Annotated in this window: 21 protein-coding genes; 14 read left to right on the forward strand and 7 right to left on the reverse strand. The window is 57.3% G+C overall.

Features of this window, described 5'->3' with window-relative positions:
* Positions 1 to 91 precede the first annotated feature (91 nt).
* Together SH661x_RS01090 and SH661x_RS01095 are read left to right on the forward strand one after the other, a co-directional pair.
* Positions 92 to 1,042: a sugar phosphate isomerase/epimerase family protein gene (locus SH661x_RS01090; RefSeq protein WP_437227185.1), complete on the forward strand. Its 951-nt coding sequence runs from the start codon at positions 92 to 94 to the stop codon at positions 1,040 to 1,042.
* A gap of 133 nt (positions 1,043 to 1,175) precedes the next feature.
* Positions 1,176 to 1,931 carry a hypothetical protein gene (locus SH661x_RS01095; RefSeq protein ID WP_437227187.1) on the forward strand — a complete coding sequence of 252 codons (756 nt, stop codon included), beginning with the start codon at positions 1,176 to 1,178 and terminating at the stop codon, positions 1,929 to 1,931.
* A 78-nt stretch (positions 1,932 to 2,009) separates the two neighbouring features.
* Here SH661x_RS01095 and SH661x_RS01100 read toward each other — a convergent pair whose 3' ends face one another.
* On the reverse strand, positions 2,010 to 2,369 hold the full coding sequence (locus tag SH661x_RS01100; RefSeq protein WP_437227189.1) for a sirohydrochlorin chelatase: 360 nt from the start codon (positions 2,367 to 2,369) through the stop codon (positions 2,010 to 2,012).
* A 94-nt stretch (positions 2,370 to 2,463) separates the two neighbouring features.
* Here SH661x_RS01100 and SH661x_RS01105 point away from each other — a divergent pair, with 94 nt between their 5' ends.
* From SH661x_RS01105 to SH661x_RS01120, 4 genes are all read left to right on the forward strand, one after another.
* Positions 2,464 to 4,188: a serine/threonine-protein kinase gene (locus tag SH661x_RS01105; RefSeq protein WP_437227191.1), complete on the forward strand. Its 1,725-nt coding sequence runs from the start codon at positions 2,464 to 2,466 to the stop codon at positions 4,186 to 4,188.
* 9 nt (positions 4,189 to 4,197) lie between these two features.
* On the forward strand, positions 4,198 to 4,722 hold the full coding sequence (locus SH661x_RS01110) for an adenine phosphoribosyltransferase (RefSeq protein WP_437227193.1): 525 nt from the start codon (positions 4,198 to 4,200) through the stop codon (positions 4,720 to 4,722).
* A gap of 156 nt (positions 4,723 to 4,878) precedes the next feature.
* Positions 4,879 to 5,595: an RluA family pseudouridine synthase gene (locus SH661x_RS01115; protein ID WP_437227195.1), complete on the forward strand. Its 717-nt coding sequence runs from the start codon at positions 4,879 to 4,881 to the stop codon at positions 5,593 to 5,595.
* A 101-nt stretch (positions 5,596 to 5,696) separates the two neighbouring features.
* Positions 5,697 to 6,119, forward strand: a complete 423-nt coding sequence (locus tag SH661x_RS01120; protein WP_437227197.1) for a hypothetical protein — start codon at positions 5,697 to 5,699, stop codon at positions 6,117 to 6,119.
* 30 nt (positions 6,120 to 6,149) lie between these two features.
* Here SH661x_RS01120 and SH661x_RS01125 read toward each other — a convergent pair whose 3' ends face one another.
* Both SH661x_RS01125 and SH661x_RS01130 read right to left on the reverse strand, forming a co-directional pair.
* Positions 6,150 to 7,601: an MBOAT family O-acyltransferase gene (locus SH661x_RS01125; RefSeq protein WP_437227198.1), complete on the reverse strand. Its 1,452-nt coding sequence runs from the start codon at positions 7,599 to 7,601 to the stop codon at positions 6,150 to 6,152.
* Positions 7,602 to 7,835: 234 nt separating this feature from the next.
* Positions 7,836 to 8,279, reverse strand: coding sequence for a thiol-disulfide oxidoreductase DCC family protein (locus tag SH661x_RS01130; protein ID WP_437227200.1), 444 nt, complete (start codon positions 8,277 to 8,279; stop codon positions 7,836 to 7,838).
* 308 nt (positions 8,280 to 8,587) lie between these two features.
* On the opposite strand from SH661x_RS01130, the gene SH661x_RS01135 reads away from it, so the two are divergent.
* Genes SH661x_RS01135 through SH661x_RS01145 form a run of 3 tightly spaced genes read left to right on the forward strand, consistent with a single transcriptional unit; the run spans position 8,588 to position 11,327 of the window.
* Positions 8,588 to 9,673 (forward strand): vWA domain-containing protein, encoded by a 1,086-nt coding sequence (locus SH661x_RS01135; RefSeq protein ID WP_437227202.1) that lies wholly within the window; start codon positions 8,588 to 8,590, stop codon positions 9,671 to 9,673.
* 2 nt (positions 9,674 to 9,675) lie between these two features.
* Entirely contained in the window at positions 9,676 to 10,671 is a 996-nt protein-coding gene (locus tag SH661x_RS01140; RefSeq protein WP_437227204.1) for an acrylyl-CoA reductase family protein, read from the forward strand.
* Positions 10,672 to 10,718: 47 nt separating this feature from the next.
* Positions 10,719 to 11,327: a hypothetical protein gene (locus tag SH661x_RS01145; protein ID WP_437227206.1), complete on the forward strand. Its 609-nt coding sequence runs from the start codon at positions 10,719 to 10,721 to the stop codon at positions 11,325 to 11,327.
* 98 nt (positions 11,328 to 11,425) lie between these two features.
* On the opposite strand, the gene xylA is transcribed toward SH661x_RS01145, so the two are convergent.
* The 3 genes from xylA to SH661x_RS01160 form a co-directional block, all read right to left on the reverse strand.
* Positions 11,426 to 12,739 (reverse strand): xylose isomerase, encoded by a 1,314-nt coding sequence (xylA, locus tag SH661x_RS01150; protein WP_437227208.1) that lies wholly within the window; start codon positions 12,737 to 12,739, stop codon positions 11,426 to 11,428.
* 170 nt (positions 12,740 to 12,909) lie between these two features.
* A complete protein-coding gene (locus SH661x_RS01155; RefSeq protein ID WP_437227210.1) occupies positions 12,910 to 13,074 on the reverse strand; it encodes a hypothetical protein in 165 nt (54 codons plus the stop codon).
* Between the two features lie 463 nt (positions 13,075 to 13,537).
* Complete coding sequence (locus SH661x_RS01160) at positions 13,538 to 17,311, reverse strand: S8 family serine peptidase (protein ID WP_437227212.1); 3,774 nt, start codon at positions 17,309 to 17,311, stop codon at positions 13,538 to 13,540.
* A gap of 277 nt (positions 17,312 to 17,588) precedes the next feature.
* Here SH661x_RS01160 and SH661x_RS01165 point away from each other — a divergent pair, with 277 nt between their 5' ends.
* The 5 genes from SH661x_RS01165 (at position 17,589) to SH661x_RS01185 (ending at position 22,254) form a co-directional block, all read left to right on the forward strand.
* Positions 17,589 to 19,043, forward strand: coding sequence for a phospholipase D-like domain-containing protein (locus tag SH661x_RS01165; RefSeq protein ID WP_437227214.1), 1,455 nt, complete (start codon positions 17,589 to 17,591; stop codon positions 19,041 to 19,043).
* Between the two features lie 71 nt (positions 19,044 to 19,114).
* Entirely contained in the window at positions 19,115 to 19,369 is a 255-nt protein-coding gene (locus SH661x_RS01170; protein WP_437227216.1) for a hypothetical protein, read from the forward strand.
* Complete coding sequence (locus SH661x_RS01175) at positions 19,369 to 19,929, forward strand: DUF2760 domain-containing protein (RefSeq protein WP_437227218.1); 561 nt, start codon at positions 19,369 to 19,371, stop codon at positions 19,927 to 19,929. Before SH661x_RS01170 ends, SH661x_RS01175 begins: the two co-directional genes overlap by 1 nt.
* A gap of 148 nt (positions 19,930 to 20,077) precedes the next feature.
* Complete coding sequence (locus SH661x_RS01180) at positions 20,078 to 21,859, forward strand: Hsp70 family protein (RefSeq protein ID WP_437227220.1); 1,782 nt, start codon at positions 20,078 to 20,080, stop codon at positions 21,857 to 21,859.
* Between the two features lie 8 nt (positions 21,860 to 21,867).
* A complete protein-coding gene (locus SH661x_RS01185) occupies positions 21,868 to 22,254 on the forward strand; it encodes a hypothetical protein (RefSeq protein ID WP_437227222.1) in 387 nt (128 codons plus the stop codon).
* Here the strand turns inward: SH661x_RS01185 and SH661x_RS01190 are convergent.
* A complete protein-coding gene (locus tag SH661x_RS01190) occupies positions 22,244 to 25,345 on the reverse strand; it encodes a BamA/OMP85 family outer membrane protein (protein WP_437227224.1) in 3,102 nt (1,033 codons plus the stop codon). The genes SH661x_RS01185 and SH661x_RS01190 overlap by 11 nt on opposite strands.
* Between the last annotated feature and the right edge of the window lie 418 nt (positions 25,346 to 25,763).

Below are 25,763 nucleotides of genomic sequence, written 5' to 3' on the forward strand. Positions count from 1 at the left end.
AAGGAGTGCAGTGGCAATGCGTGATTCCCGGCGATAACCTCTGGTCTGCAGGGATATGGATCGATTTCTTTCAAGTCAGGTGAGTCTCTCCATGCTGCGCCGTGATTGGGTTGATTCCAGGTTCTCTCGACGCGAGCTGCTGCGATGCATGACAGCAGGCTCTCTGGCATTGTCCGCGAATCCACTCCTGCGTGCCGCAGAACCCATCCAACGCAGCGGAGAACCGTTCTTCAAACTTTCTCTGGCGGCTTATTCATTCCGGCAGCGACTGACGCGAGGATGGCCGACTCCCACCGGAAAATCCGGGACAATGTCGCTGTATCAGTTCCTCGACTTCTGTGCGAATCAGAATCTCGATGGGGCTGAACTGACGAGTTATTACTTTCCCAACCCGCTCGCAACTCCGGAGCTGTTGAAGATCAAGGAGTACGCTTTCCGTCTGGGATTGAGTCTTTCCGGCACCGCCATCGGGAACGATTTCTGTCTTCCGGATGGCCCCGCCCGGGAGGACGAGTTGTCATTGTGTCGGCAGTGGATCGACTATGCAGCGAGCATGGGGGCCCCAGTGATCCGCATCTTCGCGGGGAAAGTTCCACTCGGCAGCACAGAAGAACAAGCAGTGGCTCAGTGTGTCAAAGGGATCGAGGAATCATTGAAGTATGCCAGCGAGAAGGGAGTGGTGCTCGCGCTGGAGAATCATGGCGGGATTACCTCCACCGCTGACGGACTGCTCCGGATCGTGAAGCAGGTTTCGCCTTCGCCCTGGTTCGGAGTCAACTTCGATTCAGGAAACTTCCACACTGCAGATCCTTATGAAGACCTTGAAAAGATTGCCCCGTATGCGGTGAACGCTCAGATCAAGGTGACGATGTCTGCGAAAGGGCAAGATGCAAAGCGGTCCGACTACAAACGAATCATCAGCATCCTGAAGCAGGCGGGATATCGTGGTTATCTGGTGCTGGAATATGAGGAAAGCGCGGATCCCTATCAGACGATCCCGGGTGAACTTCGTCAGTTGCGAGACCTGATCGCGATGACCTGACTGACTTGCTGAGATTGTTCGAAATGACGTCCCGTGATCCGCAGGCGGTCACTTGAACTTGATTCGATGAAGATCCTGAATCGCCTGCACATGATCCCCCGGACTGGCCAGTAGAAACGAGGAGTGTTGACAGATGGTAAGAGCAGCGATTCTGTGCCTCGCACTCTGTGTCGGTCTGGTGCGGAACGTCGCTTATGCACAGCCGGAAGACTTTCAGGGGGTGGTCGCCGGTCCGAAGTGGACCACGCTGTTCCAACCGGTCCGCGCTGTTCCGCCGGTGGCTCCTCTGCCCAAGAAATCAAAACTGGTTCCGCTGGACGATCTCGAACTGACCGGGCCCAAACCCTCACATCCTTTTGTTCTGGGAAACTTCTCCACAAACGGACATTGGGGACTGTTGAATGGGACCGTGGGAGTCACCGACGGTAATGACGCTGCGTTGCAGCTGGCGTGGGCGGATGAGTTCGAGCTGGAAGGAGTCATCGAACAATCTGGCCTGGGCGGATGCTTCTGGCTCGTCGGGTGGGATGAAGGGCGAGGGTACGGGATTCATAATGTCGTCATGAAGGACAGTGGAAGCCCCTGGTTCATCTCTGAGTTTATTCGGAACAAAGCAGTTGAAGACGGCACCACGGAACTCGAAAAGTTTGACTGGAAGGGGGAACAGTCCTTTCGAATGACCGTCGAAAAGAAAACGTTCTCACTCGATATCGGGCGATTCCACGTCTTCAAGGAACTCGAGATGGAGAACTACCAGCCGGGTCGAGTCATCCTCGGGGTCTACGACACCCGATACGGCCCGAAACCGATCCGAATCAAATCGCTGAAAATCCGTGCCTTGGGCGTCGATCAGGACGGATCCGTCACGGACAAAAAGAAGAAGGATTAATTCCCCCGCCTGCTCCCGAATCCGCACTCGCCCGGGCAGCGGCCAGTCAGCCGACCCCTGTTGTCGGATCCGCCAGGCTCACTGCTTCAGTCGGTCCAGCAGAACCTCGACAATCAGTGGATGCAGTCCCAGTGGGGGGCAGATCCGGCAATGAATCCCGGGATTGGCTGCGATGAAGTCAGCACGAAATTCTTTCAGGTCGTCCGTGACATGGGCCCCGGCAGAGAGAAAATACGGGAGCATCCGGATTGATGTGGCGCCCCGGTTCACACATGTCCGCAGCCCTTCCGGAATCGTGGGCTCAGCCAGTTCCAGGTAAGCGATCTCGACGATCTGGTCAGAAACCCGTGGTCCCAGCAGTTCCGCCAGCTGAACGAGATCCGCGTTCGCTTCCGCCCGGCGACTACCATGAGCGATCAGGAGAATTGCTGCCGACATGAATGCTTCTTAGTATGAAGGAAGCAAGTATCACTTCCCGAATTGCCGTCTCGTAACATCCTCTTCGAACCGGCACTGTAACGGCCATTCTATCGTGACGGAACCTTCCAGCGACACCACATCCGGGACTGCGCATCCGACCAGCGTGGGACCGTACACGATTCTAAAGGAACTCGGGTCCGGAGGGATGGGGACGGTCTATCTCGCGGAGCACAAGGACTCAGGCCGGAAAGTGGCCATCAAAATCCTGCCGGCGTCGCTCTCCCGCGAGCCGGGATTCGTCGCCCGCTTCGGTCGCGAAATCGCCGCAATGCAGCAGCTGCACAGCGGGAACATTGTCGAACTCTTCGAAAGCGGAGAAGACAACGGGATCTACTACTATGCCATGGAATACGTGGAAGGGGAGACGCTCACCGCCCGACTGAAGCGTGAGAAAAAACTCCCCTGGCGTGAAGCGATCGACATTGCAGTCCAGGTCTGCAAGGCGTTGAAGTCGGCCCACAACAGCGGAATCGTGCATCGGGATCTCAAGCCGTCGAACTTGCTGATTGATGATACCGACCACGTGAAGCTGACCGATTTCGGGATCGCCCAGGTCTTTGCCACCTCCAAGTTGACGGTCACCGGCGGGATTCTGGGGACGGCGGAATACATGTCTCCCGAGCAGGCCCAGGGGAGCCGCGCGACCCGTCAGAGCGATATCTACTCACTCGGGGCGGTCCTGTATGTCATGCTGACAGGCCGTCCCCCCTTCACCGGCAAGACAACACTCGAGATTATCCAGAAGCATCGCTTCGCCCAGTTCGACAGCCCGAAGAGAATTGTCCCGGAAATTCCGTTCTGGCTCGATGAGATCGTCTGCAAATGCCTGTCCAAGAAGCCGGAAGATCGATACCCGGACGCCTATGTCCTGATGTTGCGGCTGCAGGAAGTTCCCAAGAAGGTCGACCTGAAAGAGTCTCAGGAAAGCGATCGTCTTTCCGCGGACCACGACCATGAGACCATCGCCGAAACCCGTTCACAGGATCAACACGTCGGAGGGACGCTGGTCCGTGACCTCTTCCGGGCACAGATGGATTCGCAGGCGGAGTCGACCATGCTCGGTCGACTCTTCGATAACGTCTGGGTGCTGGCAGCACTGCTGATTCTGCTGGTGGTCGGAGGATTTCTGCTGAGCCGCTGGAACAGCGTCACCCCCGAAGAGATGTTCGCACGGGGTGAGAAACTGATGCAGGAACCGGAAGGGGCCTCCTGGGAAATTGCCCGCGTCCAGTACTTCGATCCGCTTCTTGAAAAGGATGAGGCCACCTGGCGACCGAAAATTGAACCCTACTTGCCGGCACTTCAGCTCTATGACCTGAAGAAGCAGTTCCTCAGCCGATTCCGCAAGAAAGAGCCCCCGCCGCAATCGGAGCCGGAAGCAATTCTGCGTCAGGCGATCGAGTTACGAAAAGAAGGTCGGGTCGGCGAGGCTCGTGCAAAGCTCCTCGCCCTGGAAAACCTGACCACGGGGAACGACGAATTGCAGTCGATCAGAGAAATCGCAGCACAACTTCGCGAAGATCTCGCCCAGTATACTCCCACCACCCGGCTGAAATTTGTGCGGGAAGCGATGAGCCGTGCGGACCGACTTCAGGCGCAAGGTCAAATCGGAGGGGCTCTGGCAGTTTGGCGCAGCGTCGTGGAACTGTATGATGCCGATCCCGATGCCGACGTCTTGGTCGCACAGGCCCGCCAACGTATCGCAGAGGCATTACAGCCTGCTTCGGAAACGTCCTCGACACAGGAGGGCGAATCAGCAACTTCACCACTTCCTTGAAGAGATCACATGGACCTGCGTCAGCACATCCGTAACGTTCCGAATTTTCCCAAGCCGGGCATCATGTTCCGGGACATCACTCCGCTGCTGTCCCACCCGGAAGCGTTCTCAGCTTCGATCCGGCAACTGGCCGACCACTACCGGGGCAAGAAGATCAAGACCGTTGCTGCCGCTGAGGCCCGGGGATTCATCTTCGCAGCTCCGCTCGCACTGGAGTTGAACGCCGGGTTTGTTCCCGTTCGTAAACCAGGGAAGCTTCCCTTCGAGAAACGAGCCTTCCAGTACGACCTGGAATACGGCACCGACACGCTGGAAATTCACACCGACGCATTTTCTCCGGGTGATACCGTCCTGCTGGTGGACGACCTGCTGGCAACGGGCGGCACGATGAATGCCTGTGCGAAGCTGGTGGAAGAGTGCGGGGCGGAAGTGGTCGGCTGCGCGTTCGCCATCGAACTTTCATTCCTCAACGGACGGGAGAAGCTGGCTCCGCACGAAGTCTTCAGCCTCCTCTCTTATGCAGGCGAAGACTAAGCGAAAGCTCGCACAGAACTTAAAACGCAGAGATCACCGAGGGGGCAGAGACAAGATGATGTCTCCTGTCTTTCTCTGCGGACTCCGCGAACTCTGCGTTTCAATTTTTTTTGAATTTCATCACTGTGATCATTTACTGTTAGAAGCTCCTTTGGCGTGTCTGAACTCCCGAACCTGGATGTGATCTGCGAAGACGGCCCATTGATTGCCGTCAACAAGGCGAGCGGAGTCATCACGCAGGGGGCTCCGCATGGGGTCGTCAGTCTCGTCGAGCTCGTCAAGCAGTATCTCAAGGTCAAGTACGACAAGCCCGGCAGCGTCTACCTGGGTGTGCCGCATCGCCTGGACCGGCCGGTTTCGGGAGTCGTGGTCTTTTCGAGAAATTCGAAGTGTGCAGCCAGACTCTCCGAGCAGTTCGCCCAGCGACAGGTCAAGAAGACCTATCTGGCCATTCTCGAACGTCCGCCCGAACAGCGGGAAGGAACGCTCGAAGACTGGATTTACCGCATCCCCGATCAGGCGAGAGTGGAGATCTCCAGCGCATCCAATCCCGCTGCCAAGCAGGCCCGGCTCAGCTACAGGACGTTAGCGTTACACAAAGGCAAGGCACTGGTCGAAATCGATCTCGGGACCGGCCGCATGCATCAGATCCGGATCCAGTTCGCCAGTCGTGGCTGTCCGGTGCTGGGTGATGAGCAGTATGGAAGCCGCCAGAGTTTTACCGGCAGCACGAGTGGCGATCGTGACTCAGCTGCCATCGCGCTGCATGCTCGCAAGCTCACTCTGCTGCATCCCATCCGTTACGATGAAATGATCATCAAAGCCGATTTACCCCGCCCGTGGCACAAGCTGGGATTTGAAGTGAGTGAATAGGCGATCGGGATGTGTCAGTATTCCGATCAAGATTCTCTTTCGTCAGTCAAACATTCCATCGGAAGACCGACTTCTCACGCTTGGTGAAAGAAACAACTTCGATGTCCACTCCGCATCGTATTCGCCTGCAAGGCCCCTGGCAGGTCGTTCCCCCAGAAGCAAATCCTGCTGACGAACCGCTGGATGTTCGTATCCCTGCGACATGGCGGGAACTGTTCGGAGAGGTCGCTGGGACGGCTTCGTTTCAACGGACCTTCAACACGCCGACGAACCTTTCCGAAAGCGATCGCATTCTGATTCGGATCCCCGCTGGTGCTGGCGAGGTCCAATGCTGTTCATTGAACAGCGTGGCTCTCACATCTGTCGATGCATCACCGGACGTGTTTGACGTCACAGAGCATCTGAGCGACTTCAATCTGCTGGAAATCCGGATTCAGTTTGATCCGGGAACATCCGACGCAGACGCCGGCGGACTCCATCAACCGGTGGTTCTGGAGATTCACTCTGCAGACGAGTCTCAGTGACGGTTTAGCCACACGCTTCAAGTGTGTGACTCAGAACTGAAAGTAGATGAACTCGCTCGGAACCGGCGGCGGGAAGAACATGATCATGTAGACGATGTAAAGATAGACGAGTCCCCGGACGGCCCAGTGCACGTTGAGCAATCCCAGCAGGTCTTTCTTCCACTCCAGCCAGGCCTCGAACAGCATCAGCGGCGTGACATAGAAGACCAGCAGTCCGAAGATCATCGTTGCAAACGGGGTCACGGTGAAATCGGTGCACATTCTCGAGGTCATGGCCCAGACCTGAGTCATGGAATCTGCCCGGAACAACAGCCAGCTGAAGCAGATCAGATTGAAGAAGAAGGCAATGCGAATCAGATTGCCGACGCTGAGTGTTGAACGAGCAGGTTTTGAATTCTCTTCTCCGGCTCTGGCCTCTGGAGTCGAAACTCTCAGCCCGCTGAAGAATCGCCAGATGCAGAGCAGCATCCCATGGAACGCTCCCCACGCCAGGAACGTCCAGTTGGCTCCATGCCACAGACCACCGAGCAACATCGTCGCAAGCAGATTACGATAGGTCAGGAGATTTCCTCCTCGATTTCCTCCCAGCGGGATGTAGAGATAATCCCGCAGCCAGCGTGACAGGCTGATGTGCCACCGCTGCCAGAAATCGCTGGGGGACGAGGCCAGATACGGCATGCGGAAGTTCAACGACAGATCAAAGCCCAGCCAGTTGGCGATTCCCCTTGCGATATCGGAATAGCCGCTGAAGTCCCCGTAGATCTGAAATGCGAATGCGTAAAGCCCCAGCAGGATCTCCGCCCCCGTCAACTCACTGACCGGGGTAGAGAACACAGCATCCGCAATCGGAGCCATGTTGTCAGCAACGACAATCTTCCGGAACATCCCGCTGGCGACCAGATACAGACCCTGCTTGAACATGTCCGGTGTCACGACGCGCGGAGACATGAACTGCGGCAGAAATGCGGAAGCCCGTTGAATGGGACCCGCGACCAGTTGCGGGAAGAACGACACGAAGGCTGCAAAATCGAGGATGCTGCGGCAGGGTTTCAGATCGCCGCGATACACATCGATCGTGTAGCTCATCGACTGGAACGTGTAGAAAGAAATTCCCACCGGCAGAATGAAGGACCAGGTCGGCACCATGCCCGGCATGCCGACGCTCGTGAGCATCCGCTCCAGCTCAGCAGAAAAGAACCCGAAGTATTTGAAGAATCCGAGAAAGCACAGATTCCCGATGATCGACAGCGTGACCAGCCGCTTCTTGTTCAGCGGAGTTTTCGCAGCGTCAATCGCCAGTCCGAGACTGAAGTCGATGAGTGTCGAGAGTGCGATCAGCCCGAGGAACCGCCAGTCCCAGCATCCATAAAAGTAGTAGCTGGCGACCAGCAGGAGCAGGTTCTGGTTGCGGCGGCCCAGACGAAAGTACAACACGAAAACCGTGGCGTAAAAAAGCCAGAACGTGAAGCTGTTGAACAACATTGAATTGGTCGCTGCTGAACGGAATAGGGGTTCTGTGCAGGCAACCAAAGTTTCCGGGGAGAGTTCGTCCACTCGGCAATCAATGGCATCGTCCCGGATTTTCGGAACGTTCCTGCTCCGTAAAGCTAGCTCTGAACATCCGGTGCTGTCGCCGTTTTTCAGGCGAGCTCGCACTGGAATCTGCGGAATATGTCGGCCATTCTGACCGGGACGGGGTCCAGCCGGTCCAGACGCTTACGACAGAAACCGGTCCCTTTCTTCCGGCGTCGGCAGTCGGCAGCTTTCGTGCTTGCCAAACAGACGATAACGAAACTTCGCCACAATTCCGTAACCTAAATCCCGGAGCGGTTTGGGAATGAGCCACAGCATCCATCCCAGCAGCCAGCAGAATCCTCCAAGCTGCCAGAGGATCCGCACGACAGCAGCCGATCGACGGTAGGTCCGATCGCCGATCGTGACCACCAGCGTATTGAGATTGTTGATATCCGCCGATTCCAGGCGGTGGCGGGCAGTCTCTCCCTGCAACGGAGCATAAACGAGTTTTCCTCGCGGATCATGCTTCATCAAAAAATTGACAACGCCGTTGCAGAACCCGCAAACTCCATCGAAATAAACAATCACGCGATCTGCATCATGACCAACTGGCGTGGTTTCCGGCAGGGTGAAGTTCGTGGGCATGACATGCTCGCTGGGGGTGAATCCGCCTGAACATTTCCTCAGGCATTGTTGATCTTCCGCGACGAAAACCGTTTCCGACAAGGGAATTTAACAATCAGAAACCGGCTTGCCGGACTGAATTCCCTTTGCATCGGTCTTTTCGCAGGGCTACTGTATTTGTTGGCGAGTGCCGGGCCGGGTCTTGCCGATCTAATTCTCGAATATGAATTTGCTTGCAGCGGAATTTGCCCTGTGACAGGCCCTTGTCCGCTCTCATTCCGAGGGCGTCACGGCCTGAACTCCCCGATCGGTTCCGAAAACCGTCTCCCATGTCGAATTCACCAGATACGTCCGAACAGGCGATGTCGATCGCACCGACGACCTGGATGATTTCGTTTTCGCTGGGAGGGTCGCTGATCCTCCACCTGTCCGCCCTGGGACTTCTCGCTGCCCTGATTCTTCCAGCGGGTACTCCCGCAGAAACCTTCGGGGTTCGCGGCGAGTTCATCGACACTGTTGTCAATGGCGAGGCGTTTGCAGGATCGGATACGAGTCTGTTTTACGACCTTGAAGACCCGGCACCAGCGGGTGACAGTCCCGACCTGCAGCTGACCGAAATGGCGGACAGTTCCGCAGACCAGTCATCTGCGGTGCAGCTTGCGGACCTGGGCTCCTCCTTCCTGATCAGCGATACCGGAATCGGATCACATTCGATGTCCGAGAAAGTCGGCGGCGGGAAGTCCGGGAAGGTCTCCGGAAAAGGAATTGGAAAGGGGAGCGGCTCTGGTAACGGCGACGGACATGGGACTGGCGGGAACGGAACCGGCCGAGGCAAGGGGGGCTTTTTCGGTCTGAAGGTGAAAGGGAAAAGCACCGTCTTTGTGGTCGATGCCTCCCGCAGCATGAACATGCCTCACCCCGGCCCCATGAAGACACGCTTTAACCGGGTGAAGCTGGAACTGGTCCGTACGATCAGCGGCATGACCGAGAACGAAAAGTTCTTCATCATCTTTTTCAGCGACGGCGCCTTCCCCATGCCTGCCAATCGCATGATGGAAGGTGAACCGGCGGTTCGAAAACGGTATCTCTCCTGGATGTCGACGTTCGTGGCGTCTGGTCAGACGATGCCGGAGCAGGCGTTGCTACTCGCGTTGCAGCTGGAGCCGGATCAGATCTACTTCCTGACCGATGGGGAATTCGATTTCTCTGTCGTCCCGGGAGTGACGAAAGCCAACTACACCGGCGTTCCCATTCACACCATCGGCTTCAGCGACAACCGGGGCGAAAACCTGTTGCTGGAAATCGCCAAACGAAACAGCGGCACGTACACCTACATTCCGCCGGATGATCCCGACGAAGTCTCGGACGACCCGGGAGAGACCGCAGCTTCGATCATCTCTGGACTCGGCAAGTAACCATGTCAGACCGCTTTCGCTGCTTCATGGTCCGTAAAGAGGCGAATGGGGACGTCGCCACCGGGATTGAAGAGCACCATCGAAGCGAACTCCCCAGCGGGGACGTTCTCCTGAAGGTCCGCTACTCATCCTTGAACTACAAGGATGCCATGGCAGCCACCGCCAATCCTGCCATCGCCAAGACTCTTCCGCATGTCCCGGGGATTGATGCTGTCGGCACGGTTCTGGAAAGCAGCGATGCGAGATTTCAGCCCGGTGATGAAGTGATCGCCACAGGGCATGAGTTTGGAGTCGAACGCTGGGGGGGCTGGGGGGAACTGCTCAGCGCTCCGGGCGACTGGCTGGTCCCACTTCCTTCAGGACTCACGGCTCTTGAGGCGATGACCCTTGGAACCGCCGGCTTCACAGCTGCTCAGTGTGTTCAGGCTTTGCTGCATCAAGGTCTCACTCCTGAGAAGGGAGAGATTGTGGTGACCGGGGCCACCGGCGGGGTGGGAAGTCTGGCGATCATGATCCTCAGCCAGCTCGGATTTCGCACAGTCGCAGTTTCAGGGAAGGCGGAACAGCATGACTGGCTGAAGTCGATCGGTGCCAGCGAAGTGGCCGGGCGTGATCTGCTGACGGAAGCCAAGCCCCGCCCGCTACTGAACGGTCGGTTCGCAGGTGGAGTCGATTCGGTCGGAGGTGCCACTTTGGCGACGCTTTGTAAAATGATCGCCCATCGCGGCTGCGTTGCCTGCTGTGGAATGGCGGGTGGAAACGAACTGCAGCTGACGGTCTTTCCGTTCATTCTGCGGGGTCTCACGCTGGCGGGAATCGATTCCGCCTGGTGCCCGGATGACCTCCGCGCCCCTCTCTGGCAAAAGCTGGCACAGGACTGGAAGCTTCAAAATCTGGACCGAATCAGAACGCTCGCCACGCTGGAAGAACTCCCCGGGTTTGTGAAGAGGATTCTGCAGGGAGAGAACGTCGGCCGGGTGGTTGTGGCACTTACATAATCTGAAACAGATCACGGTCTCTGCGGCACAACTCCGGGCTCCTTCTCATGGACACGACATCAGAAAGAAGTCAGCCTGTCATCCTGACCCCCCACGGCGAAAATGAGTACGTCGACGAGTACTATCAATGCGTACTCGATCTGTACGTCGAAGTGAGCAATGACAAGCTGCCATCGGAAGCACGAGTTGAATCATTAAGACAGTTGCTGGATCGGTGGCGGATATTCCTTGTCACAAAAACTGAAGACATTGAGTATTCACATCTCGTGTTCACAGAATTCGCGGAACTGTTTGCTGCAATCTCATCCACTCCCAATCTAACAACGATGGCGACTGCACACGCCATGTGCGAAATAATGTGCGAGTGGATTGAAACTACTTCTCCAGTTCTATCTCCCCTGCAACGGAGTTACCTCGCAGTCGCATTTCTGGAACCATGGGGCGAGGAGCCACGAGATCGCCTCGCGGAAAGGTGGTTTGGACGCTGGCTGGTCAATCCTCAACATAGCTGGATGGCGTTCATGGCATTCGATAATCACGAACGATTCCCCGAAATCCTGCACGAGCTGTATCGCAGGGTCTTCTCCGTGCAAATCGAAGTCGGAACATCGATCGCATTTCCAGAAGAGGCTCTGTACGCTTACATGGCAGAATGAACCCTATTTCATCTCTGTGTTTACAACTTATCCGACTTCAAAAAAGGCAGCCCGGTCTCAGGCTGCCTTGTGCATTCTCGATCGATGAGGCTGTGAACTCAGATGAATTCGTTGATCAGGTTTTCCAGCCATTCCTGGCGGCCGCTGGCGTTGGGGGCTGCTTCGCCCTTCTCCAGGATGTACTTCTCCAGCTCCGCGAACGAGGTTTTCCCGGTGTCGATCTTCTGCCCGATTCCTGAGTCGAAGCTGCTGTAACGTTCCTTCACAAAGCTGCTCAGCCGGCCATCCTTGCGGATAGCTGCAGCGATCTTGGCACCGCGGGCGAACGCGTCCATGCCGCCGATATGGGCGTGGAACAGATCGACCGGATCGAAACTCTCACGGCGGACTTTGGCGTCGAAGTTCGTTCCGCCTGGCTTCAATCCCCCCTGTTCCAGCAGCACCAGCATGATCTGTGTGGTCAGGTAGATGTCGGTCGGGAACTGGTCAGTGTCCCAGCCCAGAAGCAGATCGCCGGTGTTGGCGTCGATCGAACCGAGTGCATTGTGGATGCGGGCATATTCCATTTCATGCATCATGGAGTGACCCGCCAGCGTGGCGTGGTTGGTCTCCAGATTCAACTTGATGATTCCATCCAGACCGTTGCGTCCGATGAAGTTCAGACAGGCAGCTGCATCGAAATCGTATTGATGCTTCGTGGGTTCTTTGGGCTTGGGTTCAAACAGGAACTGGCCAGTGAAACCGATCGATTTCGCATGATCGTGGGCCATGTGCATGAAGCTGGCGAGGTGAGCCAGTTCCCGCTGCATGTTGGTGTTCTGGAGATGCGCGTAACCTTCCCGTCCGCCCCAGAACACATAGTTCTCGCCCCCCAGTTCATGGGTGACTTCAATCGCCTTCTTCACCTGAGCAGCTGCGTAGGCGAACACGTCGGCGTTGCAGGTGGTGGCCGCGCCGTGCATGTAGCGGGGATGGCTGAACAGGTTCGCGGTTCCCCACAGCAGTTTGATTCCTGTCTCACCCTGCTTCTCTTTGAGTTTGGCTGCCACCTTGTCCAGATTGGCGTTCGACTCCTTCAGCGACGCCCCTTCCGGCGAGATATCCCGATCGTGAAAGCAGTAGAAGTCCGCTCCCAGTTTCGTCATGAATTCAAATGCGACATCGACCCGCTTGATCGCGTTTTCCACCGAGTTCGAACCATCATCCCAGGGACGGCTCAAGGTCCCGGCCCCGAATGGATCGCTGCCGGTCCCGCGGAAGGTATGCCAATAGGCGACGCTGAAGCGGAAGAGATCCCGCATCGACTGCCCTTCGATAACCTCCTCAGGGTTGTAATGTTTGAACGACAGAGCGTTCTTGCTTTTCGGCCCCTCGTACTGAATCTTGGAGACATTCGGGAAGTATTCGGCCATGGCAGGTGAGACTTTCCACTTCGCCTTCAGACTGGCTACGGAGCCGACAGTTGCTCCGGGCAGGTCGCAGCGGGCGTGACAGGGGGTAGAAAACGACTGATTCGATATTTCCGCGAGATTCTATCGATTCGCCGAAAAACAAAAAAGCATCCCCCGATGCGTCCGCAGGCTTACTTGGTCTCTTGAAGATGAACGGGGACAGCGTCGGTCCACACCGGTGCATCCTGGCTGAATTCCAGCTTCACCGTGTCCCCTCCACTCCGACAGCTGCTGATGCAGAGAAGGCAGCCGAGCATGAAGCACAGGCAGGACAGGTTCAGACGTTCTCGGGACATCAGATTGTTTCTGAGTGCTGATGGAGCGATCAAAGCACACCGACCCGGAAATGTCTCCGGTGCCTTCTCCTGCACAATCGACCAGAACGAGCTTCAGATTCAGAGGAAACACAACAGTCAGCACAACCCTCACAACCGGGCGAATGTAGCGGATGGCCCGGGTGAAGAAGTGGTCCGGAGGGTTTTAACCACGGAAGGCACGGAATTCACGGAAAGATGGAAATGAGTGTAAACCGCGAATCTCGCGAATTTGGCGAATGACTTCACTGGGACTCCGACCTGCGACAAGGACGCCCCACGAAAATATCTGAGAGGGATCCAGTTGTGATCGACTGATCTATTTCTTCAGTATCAGCCAGCCGTGACAATCAATTCGCTCTATTCGCTTGATTCGCGGTTGCCCCAAGTCCCCTGATTTCTTCCGTGAGTTCCGTGCTTTCCGTGGTTCCTCTTCGATCCCAATTCAGAACGGGACTTCCATCTTTGGAAACTTTCTCCAGATCCACGCCTGCTGATTCTGCTCCCAGGCCTTCCAGCCGAGCTGTCCGTACAGGATCCGTCGTTTCTCCAGATACAGTTCCTTTTCCGGCAAGGTCTTGGTTGTCCAATTGAGCAGCTCCAGGGCCTGACCAAAATTCTGATGCCGCCGTTCCCGCCGGATCTTCAGGAGAAAGTAATCCGGACCATTCATGTCCACCCAGCTGGCCAGATCCTTGTATGTCGCTTCGAAGAGTTTCTCCTGCTCTCCCTTTTCCAGAACCGGATACTTCCCGACGACCTCCGGGAGTTCCATGTAGCCGACCGCCCGCCCCTTCCGATACAGGGCGTCCAGCAGATCCTTCTTTTGCGATTCCTGATCCTTCAAAGTTTTTTTCTGCTCTTCATTCAGGTTCTCGCGTCGCCGTGCGAAGTACCGTCGCAGCTTCCTCTGATCAATCAGTTTCAAAACATCGTCCGCAGCTGCCACGATCTCGGGCAACCGCTGTTCACGCTCATTGTTGTCGAGCAGATGCAGACGGATGACTCTCGCCTCACGGTTCTCCGGGTCCTCTTCGATTACACGCTGAAAGAGTTCATCGATCGCCGCCTGATCCTGCGGCCAGCTCAACGACTTCATGCTGGTCAACCAGAATTGCAATTGCGCCGTTTTGAGATCGAACGTCTCAGCCTTCGCTGCTGACTTTTCTTCAGAGGCAGACTCTTCCTTCTCCGGAGCGGACTCCTTGTATTCGTAGAGCAACGGGATGCTGGTGATCTGTGAACCCGCCAGTTTCAACTCCCCGGTCAGACGGTCTCCTGTTTCCATCGATTCGGGAAGCTCGGCGTCCGAGGGGAGATGCAGGAAGAGAGTGGTCCCGGTTCCCACAGCCAGAGTCTGTTCGCCGAATTCATTGAGATCCAGCAGATTCTTTGTGCGGTTGTCATCAATCGAAACTGTGACCGGCGACGCCAGAGACTGACCGGCGACGAGCACCAGAGACTCAAACTTCTCGAGATGCTCGCGATCCAGATCCCGCAATTCGACCTTGATCGTGTACTTTCCCTTCTTCAATGAAAACGCTTCTGCCTGCGTGTCGTCGCTGTGGATCAACTGCTGATGTTCATCAAAGACCAGCATCCTGAAAGAGTCGATTGGCAGCTCGTACAAAAGTCCTTTCAGCTCCGGGCATTCAATCGTGACTTGAGCGTCGGCCGGCAGATTCAGTTCATAAGTCAGCACCAGTTGGGACATGCGTCGGCCGTCCCACAGGCCATCCCGTTCGGGCGTGAGCAGAGAGTCCGTTGCTGATGTCGCTGCAAGCAGCCGCTCCCAGCGGGTCAATGACGCTGAAGGGGAACATTTCTCGACACGCAGGTTCGAGGTCACCGCGACGGGAATTGAAGCTGCGTCGCCGGGAAGGACGACTCGAGATTGATCCGAAGTGAGTCCATGAAACGTTGCCTCGAGCTGCAGTTCAGAATTTCCGGGATTGCTCCAGTACTGGGCAATGCAGAGTTCCAGGGTCCGTCCCCCCAGCACGGGGATCGATCGTTCGAAATTCGCTTGATCCAGCAAACCAATGGGGAATTTCGTGTCATGCTGTTCAAAGGACTCGCCGGGGGACAGCTGCAGTGCATGCACGACGAAGATTCCGAAGGCGTCGCCGCCGATGCGTTTGAAGCGAAGCGTGGCCGACGTGGCCCCGGCCGGGACGCTGAGAAAATGACGCGCAATACGTCCACGATCGGATTCGAAGTTCGCTTCCCACTGACTTTCTTCCACGGGTTCCGGCTTGGTGATCACCACGGATGTCCGGAACAGCGGTCCCCGTTCTGGCTGGCTGGCGTCGAATCCAAGGATCTCCGCCACATGCAGACCCGGCTCGAGCTGAGTGGGGTCAACTCGGACCGGAATCCGGTCTTCCCCGCTCGCCAGCAGCAAGTGTTCTCCGAGATGAATCCAGTCGGCAGTCGCGACCAGTTTCAACGGAATCTCATATTCCAGTTTCCGGAGAGGATCGGCATCCACTGAGAAATACGGTTCAATCCGCAACTCTCCGTCGTAGACATGGTCCGTCTCGAATTGCTCACGCAGATAAATTCCCCGTGCGTTCCGGCGGTTGGGGATCGTCACTTCCAGCTCCACATGTTGACCGGGAGCAGAGTTCCACTGTGTGTGATGTTCGAACGCGCGATCGACCTGCAGAAGTCCCGGCCCCTGAGCGAGACTGTCGATGTCGGGAAGCTGCTCAGCAGTGGCCTGCAGGCTTCGGAGAACCGAAATGGGTGTGTATGTCTGATTGAGATTTTTGAAACCGGACAGCATCAGGGCGATGTTTCCGCAGGCATTCGGTGATGCCATGGATGTCCCGTTCATCTGCCGTCCCGGCTGGAGTGCGTAGGCCGGAATCGGCGCGATGGCTCCTCCGGGTGCGAAGATGTCGACCCCCGCAGCCCCGTCCATCGTCGGCCCGCGAGAACTCCAGGTGTAGGCCTGTCCGGGTCCGGGATCACGCAGCGAATATTCAACCTCCATCATCTCGGGGGAAACGTACGCTCCCACGCCGATCAGCGCCGATGTCGTTCCTCCGGGAGCGCCGACGGTGGAAATCCCCGGACCGTCGTTCCCCGCTGACGCCACGAAGATCACCCCTTTCTCCCGGACGATTTCATTGAACGCGTCAATCAGCGCTCCCTGATTGGGAGCGCTGGTCGGCTCGCCATAGCTCATGTTGATCAGATCGCAGCGATGTTCCACTGTCGCCTGCAGCGCCCGCATGAGGGCAGTTCCGGTTTCCATGCTGTCCATGCGGGTGTCGCCAATCTTGATCGACACCAGCTGCGCTCCCGGGGCCAGGCCGTTTCGCTCCGGATGGGCAGAGTCGTGTGCGGCCACGATTCCCGCCACATGCGTTCCGTGCTCTCCGGATGTCGTGACGATCGAAAGCAGTTCGCCTTCTTCATAGATGTTCACGGAGAAGTTCAGACGAGAGGCGTCGCTGAAGGATGCGAACTCCCGTTCGACGGCATAATTCGTCAGGGCCTTTTCGTCGGACAGATCGCCGTCTTCATCTGTGTCGATCACAGCCCGCCAGTGCTCGCCGTCGTGAAACACGACGCAGTCATACACCGGACCGGGATCCTGATAGTCCTTCCACGCCTGCGTCAACTCCTTAAGACGCGCTTCGCACTCGACCTTTGAGAGACTTTTGTCGTCCCCTTGTTTGATCCGCTCCAGCTGGTCGCGCAGCTCCGCTTCCAGGGCACGTTGCTGCAGTTCGAACTTCCGCTTTCGCTCTTTCGTGAGCCGCTCCACCAACTCGGGCGGGAAGATGTCGTAACCTGGCTTGACCCCCAGATGAAACTGCCCGCTGGGGTTCTTCCAGTCCAGGTTCACCTTGAGTGGGCGATCGGTGAGACTGGTGAGAACACCCTCCTTCGCCTCATGGTTCTTCGAGAGAGGAACGTCGCCGCTGCCGGTGGCGTCAATCAGATCCACAATTTTCGGCTTACCGTCCGTGGTGACAGACAGGCCGGGAGCGCCGGGATCAACGCCTGTATCGAAAATAGCGACAAGAACGCCACGGCCGTCGTACTCCGGATGCTGCTGCAGGAACCGCAGCGCCCCTGTCTCTTTCTTCGGCAGAATTCCATCGATCGGAAAGCCCTGCCCGGAAGCGGGGATCGCGTCCCAGCCGAAACTGACCGGGATGCTGAGAAGAAACAGGCCGATCAAAACAATCGCTTTTTGAATCATCAGACGTCTCGCAGAAAACTCACGGCCGTTGAAATTTGCGGTCAGCAGACCAAAATCCGATTGAAGAAACGGATTCTTCGCGCCAACGACGGACCGAGTGATTACAGTTTGCTGGATGAACTTTAGATCCGGAAACACCTGCCGGTCAGGGCCAGCTGAAAAAAGAGTCTCCCGCCGGACTTCGATCGCAGCTGATGACGCAGCGTCTGCGCGTGCAGGGCGTCAGGATCGACACAACCGGCCCTTCTGATAATTGTACTGAACTCGACGAGCACACATGCACCTGACAGAAGGCTCATTGCCCTACTGGCTGCTGGTAATACTGGCCATCGCGGAACGATCCGTGGCCATTCTGACCTCCATGCACGCGATCCTGAAGAAGCGCGAGACGCAAAGCGTGATCGGCTGGGTCGGTCTGATCTGGCTTTCTCCATTTGTCGGATCGGCTCTGTATTTCTGTTTTGGAATCAATCGAATTCAGCGAAAAGGGGAACGGATCCAGAAGCGGATGGACCACCGGTTCCGCGAAGCTCTGAGGAAAGGTCGCTTCCTCGATAACGAGATCTCCCGTCAGCAACTCCCATTTTCCGGCAGGCTGGACGCAGTGGTGACTCATGTCACCGGCAAACCACTGCTCGGTGGAAACGCGGTCAAGGTCCTCGTCGGAGGGGAACAGGCCTACCCGGAAATGCTCAGCGCAATTGATCAGGCACAAAAGTCCGTCAGCCTCGGCTCATACATCTTTGATAACGATCGCGCGGGGCAGGAGTTTGTCGCTGCCTTTGCTCGGGCCCGCGAGCGGGGTGTCGAAGTCCGGGTCCTGGTCGATGCTGTGGGTGCCCGCTACTCCAAACCGTCCATCCTGCATCCGCTGGAAGCAGCTGGCATTCCGGCAGCGACATTTCTTCCGACGATCGGCCCCCGACTGCCGACTTACGCCAACCTGAGAAATCACCGCAAGCTGATGGTCGTCGACGGCGCTATCGGTTTCACGGGGGGAATGAATATCCGCGCGAGTTGCCGGGGGGACTGGCCCTGCGATCACCATACGCACGACATTCACTTCCGCTTCGACGGCCCGGTCGTCAGCCATCTCCAGGAAGCCTTCGTCACCGACTGGGCTTTCACGACGGACGAAAAACTGTTCAACGAAACCTGGTTTGCTCCGCCCAAACGCTGTGGCAACGTCCGTGCCCGCGGAATTCCCGATGGGCCCGACAGCAACTTCGACGCGATTCGACTTTCCATTCTGGGAGCCATCACAGCTGCGGAGAAGCGGGTCGATGTCATGACCCCTTACTTCCTTCCGGACGATTCGATCATCAATGCCCTGAACGTGGCGTCCATGCGCGGGGTGCGGGTCCGAATTCTGCTTCCCGCCGAAAACAACATCGGGCCGGTGCAATGGGCTTCGTCCGATCCTCTCTCGCATGTGCTCGCCCGAGGCTGCGAGGTCTATCAGACCGGGCCCCCGTTTGATCACTCCAAGCTCATGCTCGTGGATGATGACTGGTGTCTGGTCGGCTCCAGCAACTGGGACCCGCGCAGCCTGCGGCTGAATTTCGAATTCAATGTCGAGTGCTATGACGCCGATTTGAATTTCCAGCTTTCAGAGTTCGTCGAAAAGAACTGCGAGAATGCCCGCCGGATGACTCTGGCGGATCTGGCGGCCCGCTCCTTCCCGATCCGGTTGCGGGATGGGCTGGCGAGACTGGCAATCCCGTATCTGTAGCCGTCGGTCGTTGCTGACGGTTCAAAAGGCTTGAACCACGGAAGGCCCGGAATTCACGGAAAAGAAGAGGGGTGCTGAACCGCGAATCAGGCGAATTCGGCGAATTTCAAATTCGATCTTGTGATTCCGTCACTGATGGACCACCAAACACGGAAGTCCATCTCAGAATCAACGATTCGCAAGATTCGCCTGATTCGCGGTTCCATTTCCCAGGTTTCATGATTCATCTTTCATCGGTGCAAGCGGTGAAAAGCCGTGCTGCATCGGATAAGATAGCGGGGTTCGGCAAACTCAATTTTGAAATCGTTGCAGGAAAGTGGTTGTGATGGGGCGCGTGTGGCTGGCATTCAAGGTTTTTTTCGATGTGCTCTTCAGCGCCGCCCGGGCCGAGCAGATTCGCGCCATCGAAGCTTCTCCACCGAGCGCTCCACAGCCGGACGCTCCCGCAACTCCGACTCAGTCCGCACCGCCAGCTCCTCCTGCCCCCAAACCGAGCGGCCGCAGCGACGCCCTGACACTTCTGGAAACGCTTCAGCGTGAAGCCCGACTGATCGACTTCCTTCAGGAAGACATCGAATCCTATTCGGATCAGCAGGTCGGCAGTGCTGTCCGGGAAGTCCATCGTGGATGTCGCAGCGTCCTTCAGCGCATCTTCTCCATCACCACCGTCGTCGAGGGGACCGAAGGAAATTCCTTCACCGTTCAGGGGAATGAAGGGGAATCCCGCATCCATCTGATCGGGAACGTCGTCGAGAAACGTCCGGTCACCGGAACGCTGGTGCATGCCGGATGGCGTGCTGAACAGTGCGAGCTGCCGAAGTGGACCGGTTCGCCTGAGTCCCGTCTCATCCTGGCCCCGGCGGAAGTTGAATTGTCCGGGAAATAATTCCGTTTTAGAGCGGTTTTGCAAATAATCTATTACGTTCCGCAGGCGATAATATGGACTTTCACGCGGTGAAAATCCTGAATCGCCTGCACATGATAGACCAAACTGGTCTAATTTTGATCACTGATCTCTGAAAACTCTTTCGTCCATGTCTGCTCAATACGTCATTGGAATCGACCTGGGAACGACCAACAGCGTGCTGGCGTATGCTGCCGCAGATGCTGAGTTCCCTGAAATTTCAATCCTCCCGATTCCGCAACTTGTCTCCGCAGGCACTGTCGAAACACGGGACAATCTGCCGTCGTTTCTGTATCTGGCAAGCAGCACCGATCCCGGTTTCGATCTACCGTGGGCAAAGAAGCGGGACTATGTGGTCGGCGAATGGGCGAGGCGACAGTCGGCCGAGAATCCGGACCGCACGGTGAGCGGTGCCAAGTCCTGGCTGGCCCACAGCCGGGTCGATCGTCATCAGCCGATCCTTCCCTGGAACGCTCCAGCGGAAGTCCCCAAGGTCTCTCCCGTCACTGCTTCGCAACGGTATCTCGAGCATCTTGCAGCCGCCTGGAAACAGCAGTTCCCCAAGGCTCCTCTCTCCGGTCAACGAGTGGTGCTGACCGTCCCTGCGTCATTCGATGCCAGCGCCAGAGAGCTGACACGCGAAGCTGCAATCGCTGCTGGGCTCCCTGAAGATTTCCTGTTGCTGGAAGAACCTCAGGCAGCAGTCTATGCCTGGCTGGCGCAGGTGGGGGACCGCTGGCGAAAGCTGGTGAAAGTCGGAGAGACCCTGCTGGTGGTTGACGTCGGGGGCGGAACCACCGACCTGACGCTGGTGACCGTGGCACAGGAAGGGGGCGAGCTGGAACTCCGCCGTGTTGCGGTCGGAAACCATCTCCTCGTGGGAGGGGACAACATGGACCTCGCACTCGCCCACACCGCAGCAAGCCAGTTCGCGGAGAAAGGGACTCAGCTGGACCCGTGGCAATCGGTTTCGCTCTGGCATGCCTGTCGTGCTGCCAAAGAAGCGTTGCTCAGCGAAGGGGGAGCCGAGAAACATCCCGTCGCGGTCCTGGGAAGAGGCCGCAAGCTGGTCGGCGGAACGGTCAGCATCGACCTCGATCGAAAATCGACACAGGAATTTCTGCTCAATGGATTTCTCCCCTTCTGTGAACTTGGAGCGGTCGCGAAGAAACAGCGAGCCTCCGGGTTTCAGCAGATCGGCCTCCCCTTCGAAGTGGAAACGGGAATCACCCGTCACGTGGCCGAGTTTCTTCGTCAACAGTCACTGAACGGCACTCCCGTCGTTCCGACAGATGTTCTGCTGAACGGTGGAGTGTTCAAAGCCCCGGCGATTGCGGAACGGCTGCTGGAAGTCCTGCAGAGCTGGTTTCCGGACGCCCCTCCCAAGGCACTCGCGGGAGAACGGGATCTGGATCACGCGGTCGCGCGTGGAGCGGCGTACTATGCCTGGTCGAAAGATCATGGCGGCGTCCGCATCCGGGGGGGAACCGCCCGTTCCTACTACGTTGGCATCGAGACCTCGGGGCTGGCGATTCCAGGTGTCCCGCGGCCCCTCAACGCCCTGTGCGTCGTCCCTCGCGGCATGGAAGAAGGAACAGCAGTCGATGTGGACTCCGCCGAGTTCGGCCTGATCGTCGGCGAACCTGCCCACTTCCGCTTCTTCAGTTCCGCAGTCCGCAAGGACGATCAACCGGGAGAGCTGCTGCGAAGCTGGAGCGCCGACGAGCTGATGGAGACCGACTCCATGGAAGCGACCCTGACCGCGGAAGGAGCCGATGCCGGCACCTCGGTGCCCGTTCACTTCCGGTCGGTCATCACCGAACTGGGGATGTTTGAACTGTGGTGCGTGAGCGCGAATTCCCCCCAGCGGTGGAAACTGGAATTCAGCGTTCGCGATCCCGAGGATGAGTAGAGGAAGCGATGACGTTCGCGCGGCGCATCTTTCGTTTCGCGGGAATCTACGGGCTGATCGTCCTGACCCCGCAGTATTTCGGCGAGTCCGTGATCGTCCGGCAGATGCCCCCCGCGATCACCCATCCGGAATTCTTCTACGGATTTCTGGGAGTGGCGATTGCCTGGCAGCTGATGTTTCTGATCATCGCGGCCGATCCGCTGCGATATCGTCCCGCCATGCTGCCGGCGATTGTCGAGAAGTTCTCCTTCGGCATTGCCACCGTCGTTCTGTTTTTGCAGCAAAGGCTGTCAGGACAGATGCTGGCCGGGGGAGTTGTGGACCTTCTCCTGGGAGTGCTGTTCGTCGTGGCTTATGCGAAGACGAAACCGACTGCACCGGGCATCAGCGATTGAAGCCGACGTAGAAGCTGAAGACTCGCAGACGGTCGGTTTCCTGTTTCAGGATCGGCCATGCGAAGTCGAAGGCCAGCGGGGCAGGGCCCATGGCGGGAATCGTCAGACGGAAACCAAAACCGGCACTGACGCGGAAGTCGTCGAGGCTGACGTCCGGCTCGACGGTACCGAAGTCGGTGAAGACCACGGTGCGGATGTTGTCGCTGGCGGTCAGCGGAATCATGTATTCAGCGGATCCCAGTGCCAGGAAGTTACCCCCGATTTTCACTCCGTTCACTTCAGGTGAAACACCCCGGAAGTAGAAACCGCGGAACGAGGAGTAACCCCCTGCGAAGAAGTTCTCGAAGACCGGAGTGTTATCGCCGGTGTAACCGACCTGTCCGGTGAGCGAGAGAACCTGCTTGCCGAATCCGTCCGGACGTTCGTAGGTCGTGAAGAACTTTCCTCCGGAGATATCGAATCGAGGATAGGCGAAATCGCCGAATCCCTGCTCATAGTTGAAATTGGCGTAGTGTCCGCTCGTCGGGAAGAACGAATTGTCGCGAGCGTCATACTGCAGCGCGGCTCCGGCGGTGGACAGGAAGTTGTCCCCTTTGACGGCTACCAGCTGCGGTGGTGGATTGACAGCGGGAATGTTGCTGATGTTCACATCTTCCAGCCGGACGAACGTACTCGCCGACCAGTACTTGCTGAGCACGTAGCCCAGACTGATACGACCCCCGAGGCGTTCTTCGGTCCAGTTCTCATAGTACCGGTTGTAGTAGAACCCGGAGACACCCAGGCTGAAGTCGCTGCGGAGGAAGTAAGGATCACTCCAGGTCGCCATGTACCTGCTGACTTCCGTTCCCGGGACCGCTTCGAGCCGGAGACTCTGACCGGCACCGCGCCATGCCTGGCCGTTCAGAATGTCCGCGAAGCTCGTGGGCGGACGCATGATATCGAAGTTGTCTTCCTGCAGAACCAACGAACCGACGAGACCGGCGTCGCTGTTCACCCCGACCCCGAACATCAGTCGGCCGGTGCGGCCTTCCGTCACGTCGATGTTGACGTCCACGAAACCGGGAGGAGTCGTGTAAGCATCACCGAACGGATCACCCTGCGGGGAGACCCCTTCCATGTAGTTCTGCGGAATCGGTTGTCCGTAAGCATCCAGACTCTGCGGGCGGACCTGGAATTCCTCAGGAGACTGGCCCCGGAAGACCATCTCCGGATCGATGATGTAGTTGTGAGCAGGTTCAGAGTCCGCAACGGTGACTGGCAAAGAAACCGGGAGACTCGCTGCGGGTGCAGGAGCGGGAGCCGCCTGTGCGACCGTCCGGCGATTGATCCCCTGCATGGCCGGGATCGCTCGTGTTCCGTTGCCTGCAGGAGCAAGCTGCGCCTGAGGACGATCGGGGATCTGCAGTTCGATTTTCGGCTGGGGTGCAACCGGTCGTTCATCGAAGTTGAAATCGAAATCGAATTCGCCCGGAGCAGCGGTCTGACCGAAGATCTCTTCGACGCTCTGCGGATTCTTCTGCGCGGAGACTTCGACAGCTTCAATCTTGACCGTACTTTCCCGACCAGCGTCCTGACCCCGAACTTCGGGCCTGATCCAGTAATCGACGCCGGAGTTGGGAACGATATCGAAGACGGGAGGAGTTTCTTTCGCCCAGAATCCGCTTCCATTCACGCGGGCCTGCGCCATGCGGAGGTCGGAACTGCGTGCGAGCTGTCCGGGCCGCAACCAGCGGTTGACCTGCTGCCGCACGAGTTCTTCTTTCGAATGGGGATAGTCGCCAGCGATATGAACGTTGATGGCGCCGATGTAACGCGGCACATCCTCATCAATCTGGTAGACGAGATCGACCAGGGCTTCCTCCCCTTCACGGAATCGAGGGGTCGGAACAACTTTGGCGAACAAACGTCCCTGATCGTCGTACAGGTCCGTCATCTTCTGGACGTCCTGCTTCAGGAATCGTTCGTTGAAATAGTCTCCGGAGGAGAGCTTGAGATCCTTCAGCAGCAGATCCCCGCCGATCACCTCATTTCCGATGACGTCAATTCCGTCGACCTTGTAGCGGCGACCTTCATTGATAGTGAACTGCACGTTCACCTTCGCACGGTCTTCCGACAGAATCTCTTCTGCCTGCACGTCGACGTCGAAGAAGCCCAGGCTCATGTAATACTGCTTGAGAGCGAGCACGTCGTTACGGATCACTTCGGGATCGTACTCACCCTGAATGAACCAGAGCTTCAACGTCTTGGAACTGATCTTCGTCTTCAGAATGGAATCGGAAGCGAACTGATTCCCGGTGAAGCCGATTTCTCGAATCTTCGACTTGGGTCCTTCCACGATGTTGAAGACCACGTCCCGCTCGTCCGGAAGCCCTCCTTTTTCGAGAGTCACTTCCGCGAACAGATAGCCTTTTTCCTTGTACAGCTGCCGGATCCGATAGACCGACTCGCGATTCGCTGCGACATCGTATGAACTGTTGGGCCGCAACCCGGTTTGAGCCTGCAGCTCACCAGTTTTGATCTTCTTGTTTCCGTTGAAGGTCACGCTGCGCAGAATCGGACGTTCGACCACCTGAAAGACCAGGATGGGCCCGTCTTCGGAATCGCGGAAGCTGGGACGGACGGAATAGAACCAGCGGGTGTTCATCAGCTGGGAGATGTCCCGCTGAATCGCCACTTCCGTCGCCATGCGACCGGGGCGGCATTCCACCTTCTGCAGAATGGCGTCGGTCAGAATGGTGTCGTTGCCTTCCACGATCACATCGGACAGCGGCTTCTGAAGAACGTTTTCCAGCGAGAACGCTGCAGCGGGCTGAACTCTGCTGCTGGGATCGATGGCGTTGAGCGAACGATCTTCCTGGACGGGTCGCCGAGGTCGTTCGATTGTCGGAACCGTGGGTTGAACCGGGACTTCGCGGGCGGGTGTCGCCTCTGCGGAAGCGGGAACAGAACCGGGGAACGGACGGGCGGTTTCCGCCTGAGAGATCGAAGCGCACCAGAATGCCGACAGGCCCAGCACGAAGCGAACGAGGTCGCTGTGCCTGCTGATCCGTGGCTGTCTGGATCGACGCGTGTCATCAATGACACAATTCATCGAATCTGCCTTCGAGTCATTGTTCGATACGCCCAGCGATCTCTTCCTGAAGGGAAGGGGTCACTGCACGATCGCGTCCTTGCGAATTCGAAATCTACGATGGGTGGCTGAGGTGAGACCGTCAGGAGCTGCCGAACGGCAGCCTGTGGATCAAGCGCTGAACGCGGTCTCCTGCCCGCGAATGGCACATCTGCTGGGGGGTGGGTCTTGAAAGGAAAGTGAACAATCGGCAGCGAAGGGCAGCGGAAACTGCACTCCGGCACTCGGTTTTTCAATAGGAAGCGGAGGAATACCGCAACTTGCGGAATGGGACAAGATGAATCGTGACGCACGATTTAATCCGGAACTTCTCCGGTAAGATCATTGCACATAATTAGTTGCGACTTTCGAGAAGGCGTCCCCCACGCCTGCTGGACAC

The sequence above is a fragment of the Planctomicrobium stercoris genome (assembly GCF_051465655.1).
In the GTDB taxonomy this organism is placed as follows: domain Bacteria; phylum Planctomycetota; class Planctomycetia; order Planctomycetales; family Planctomycetaceae; genus Planctomicrobium.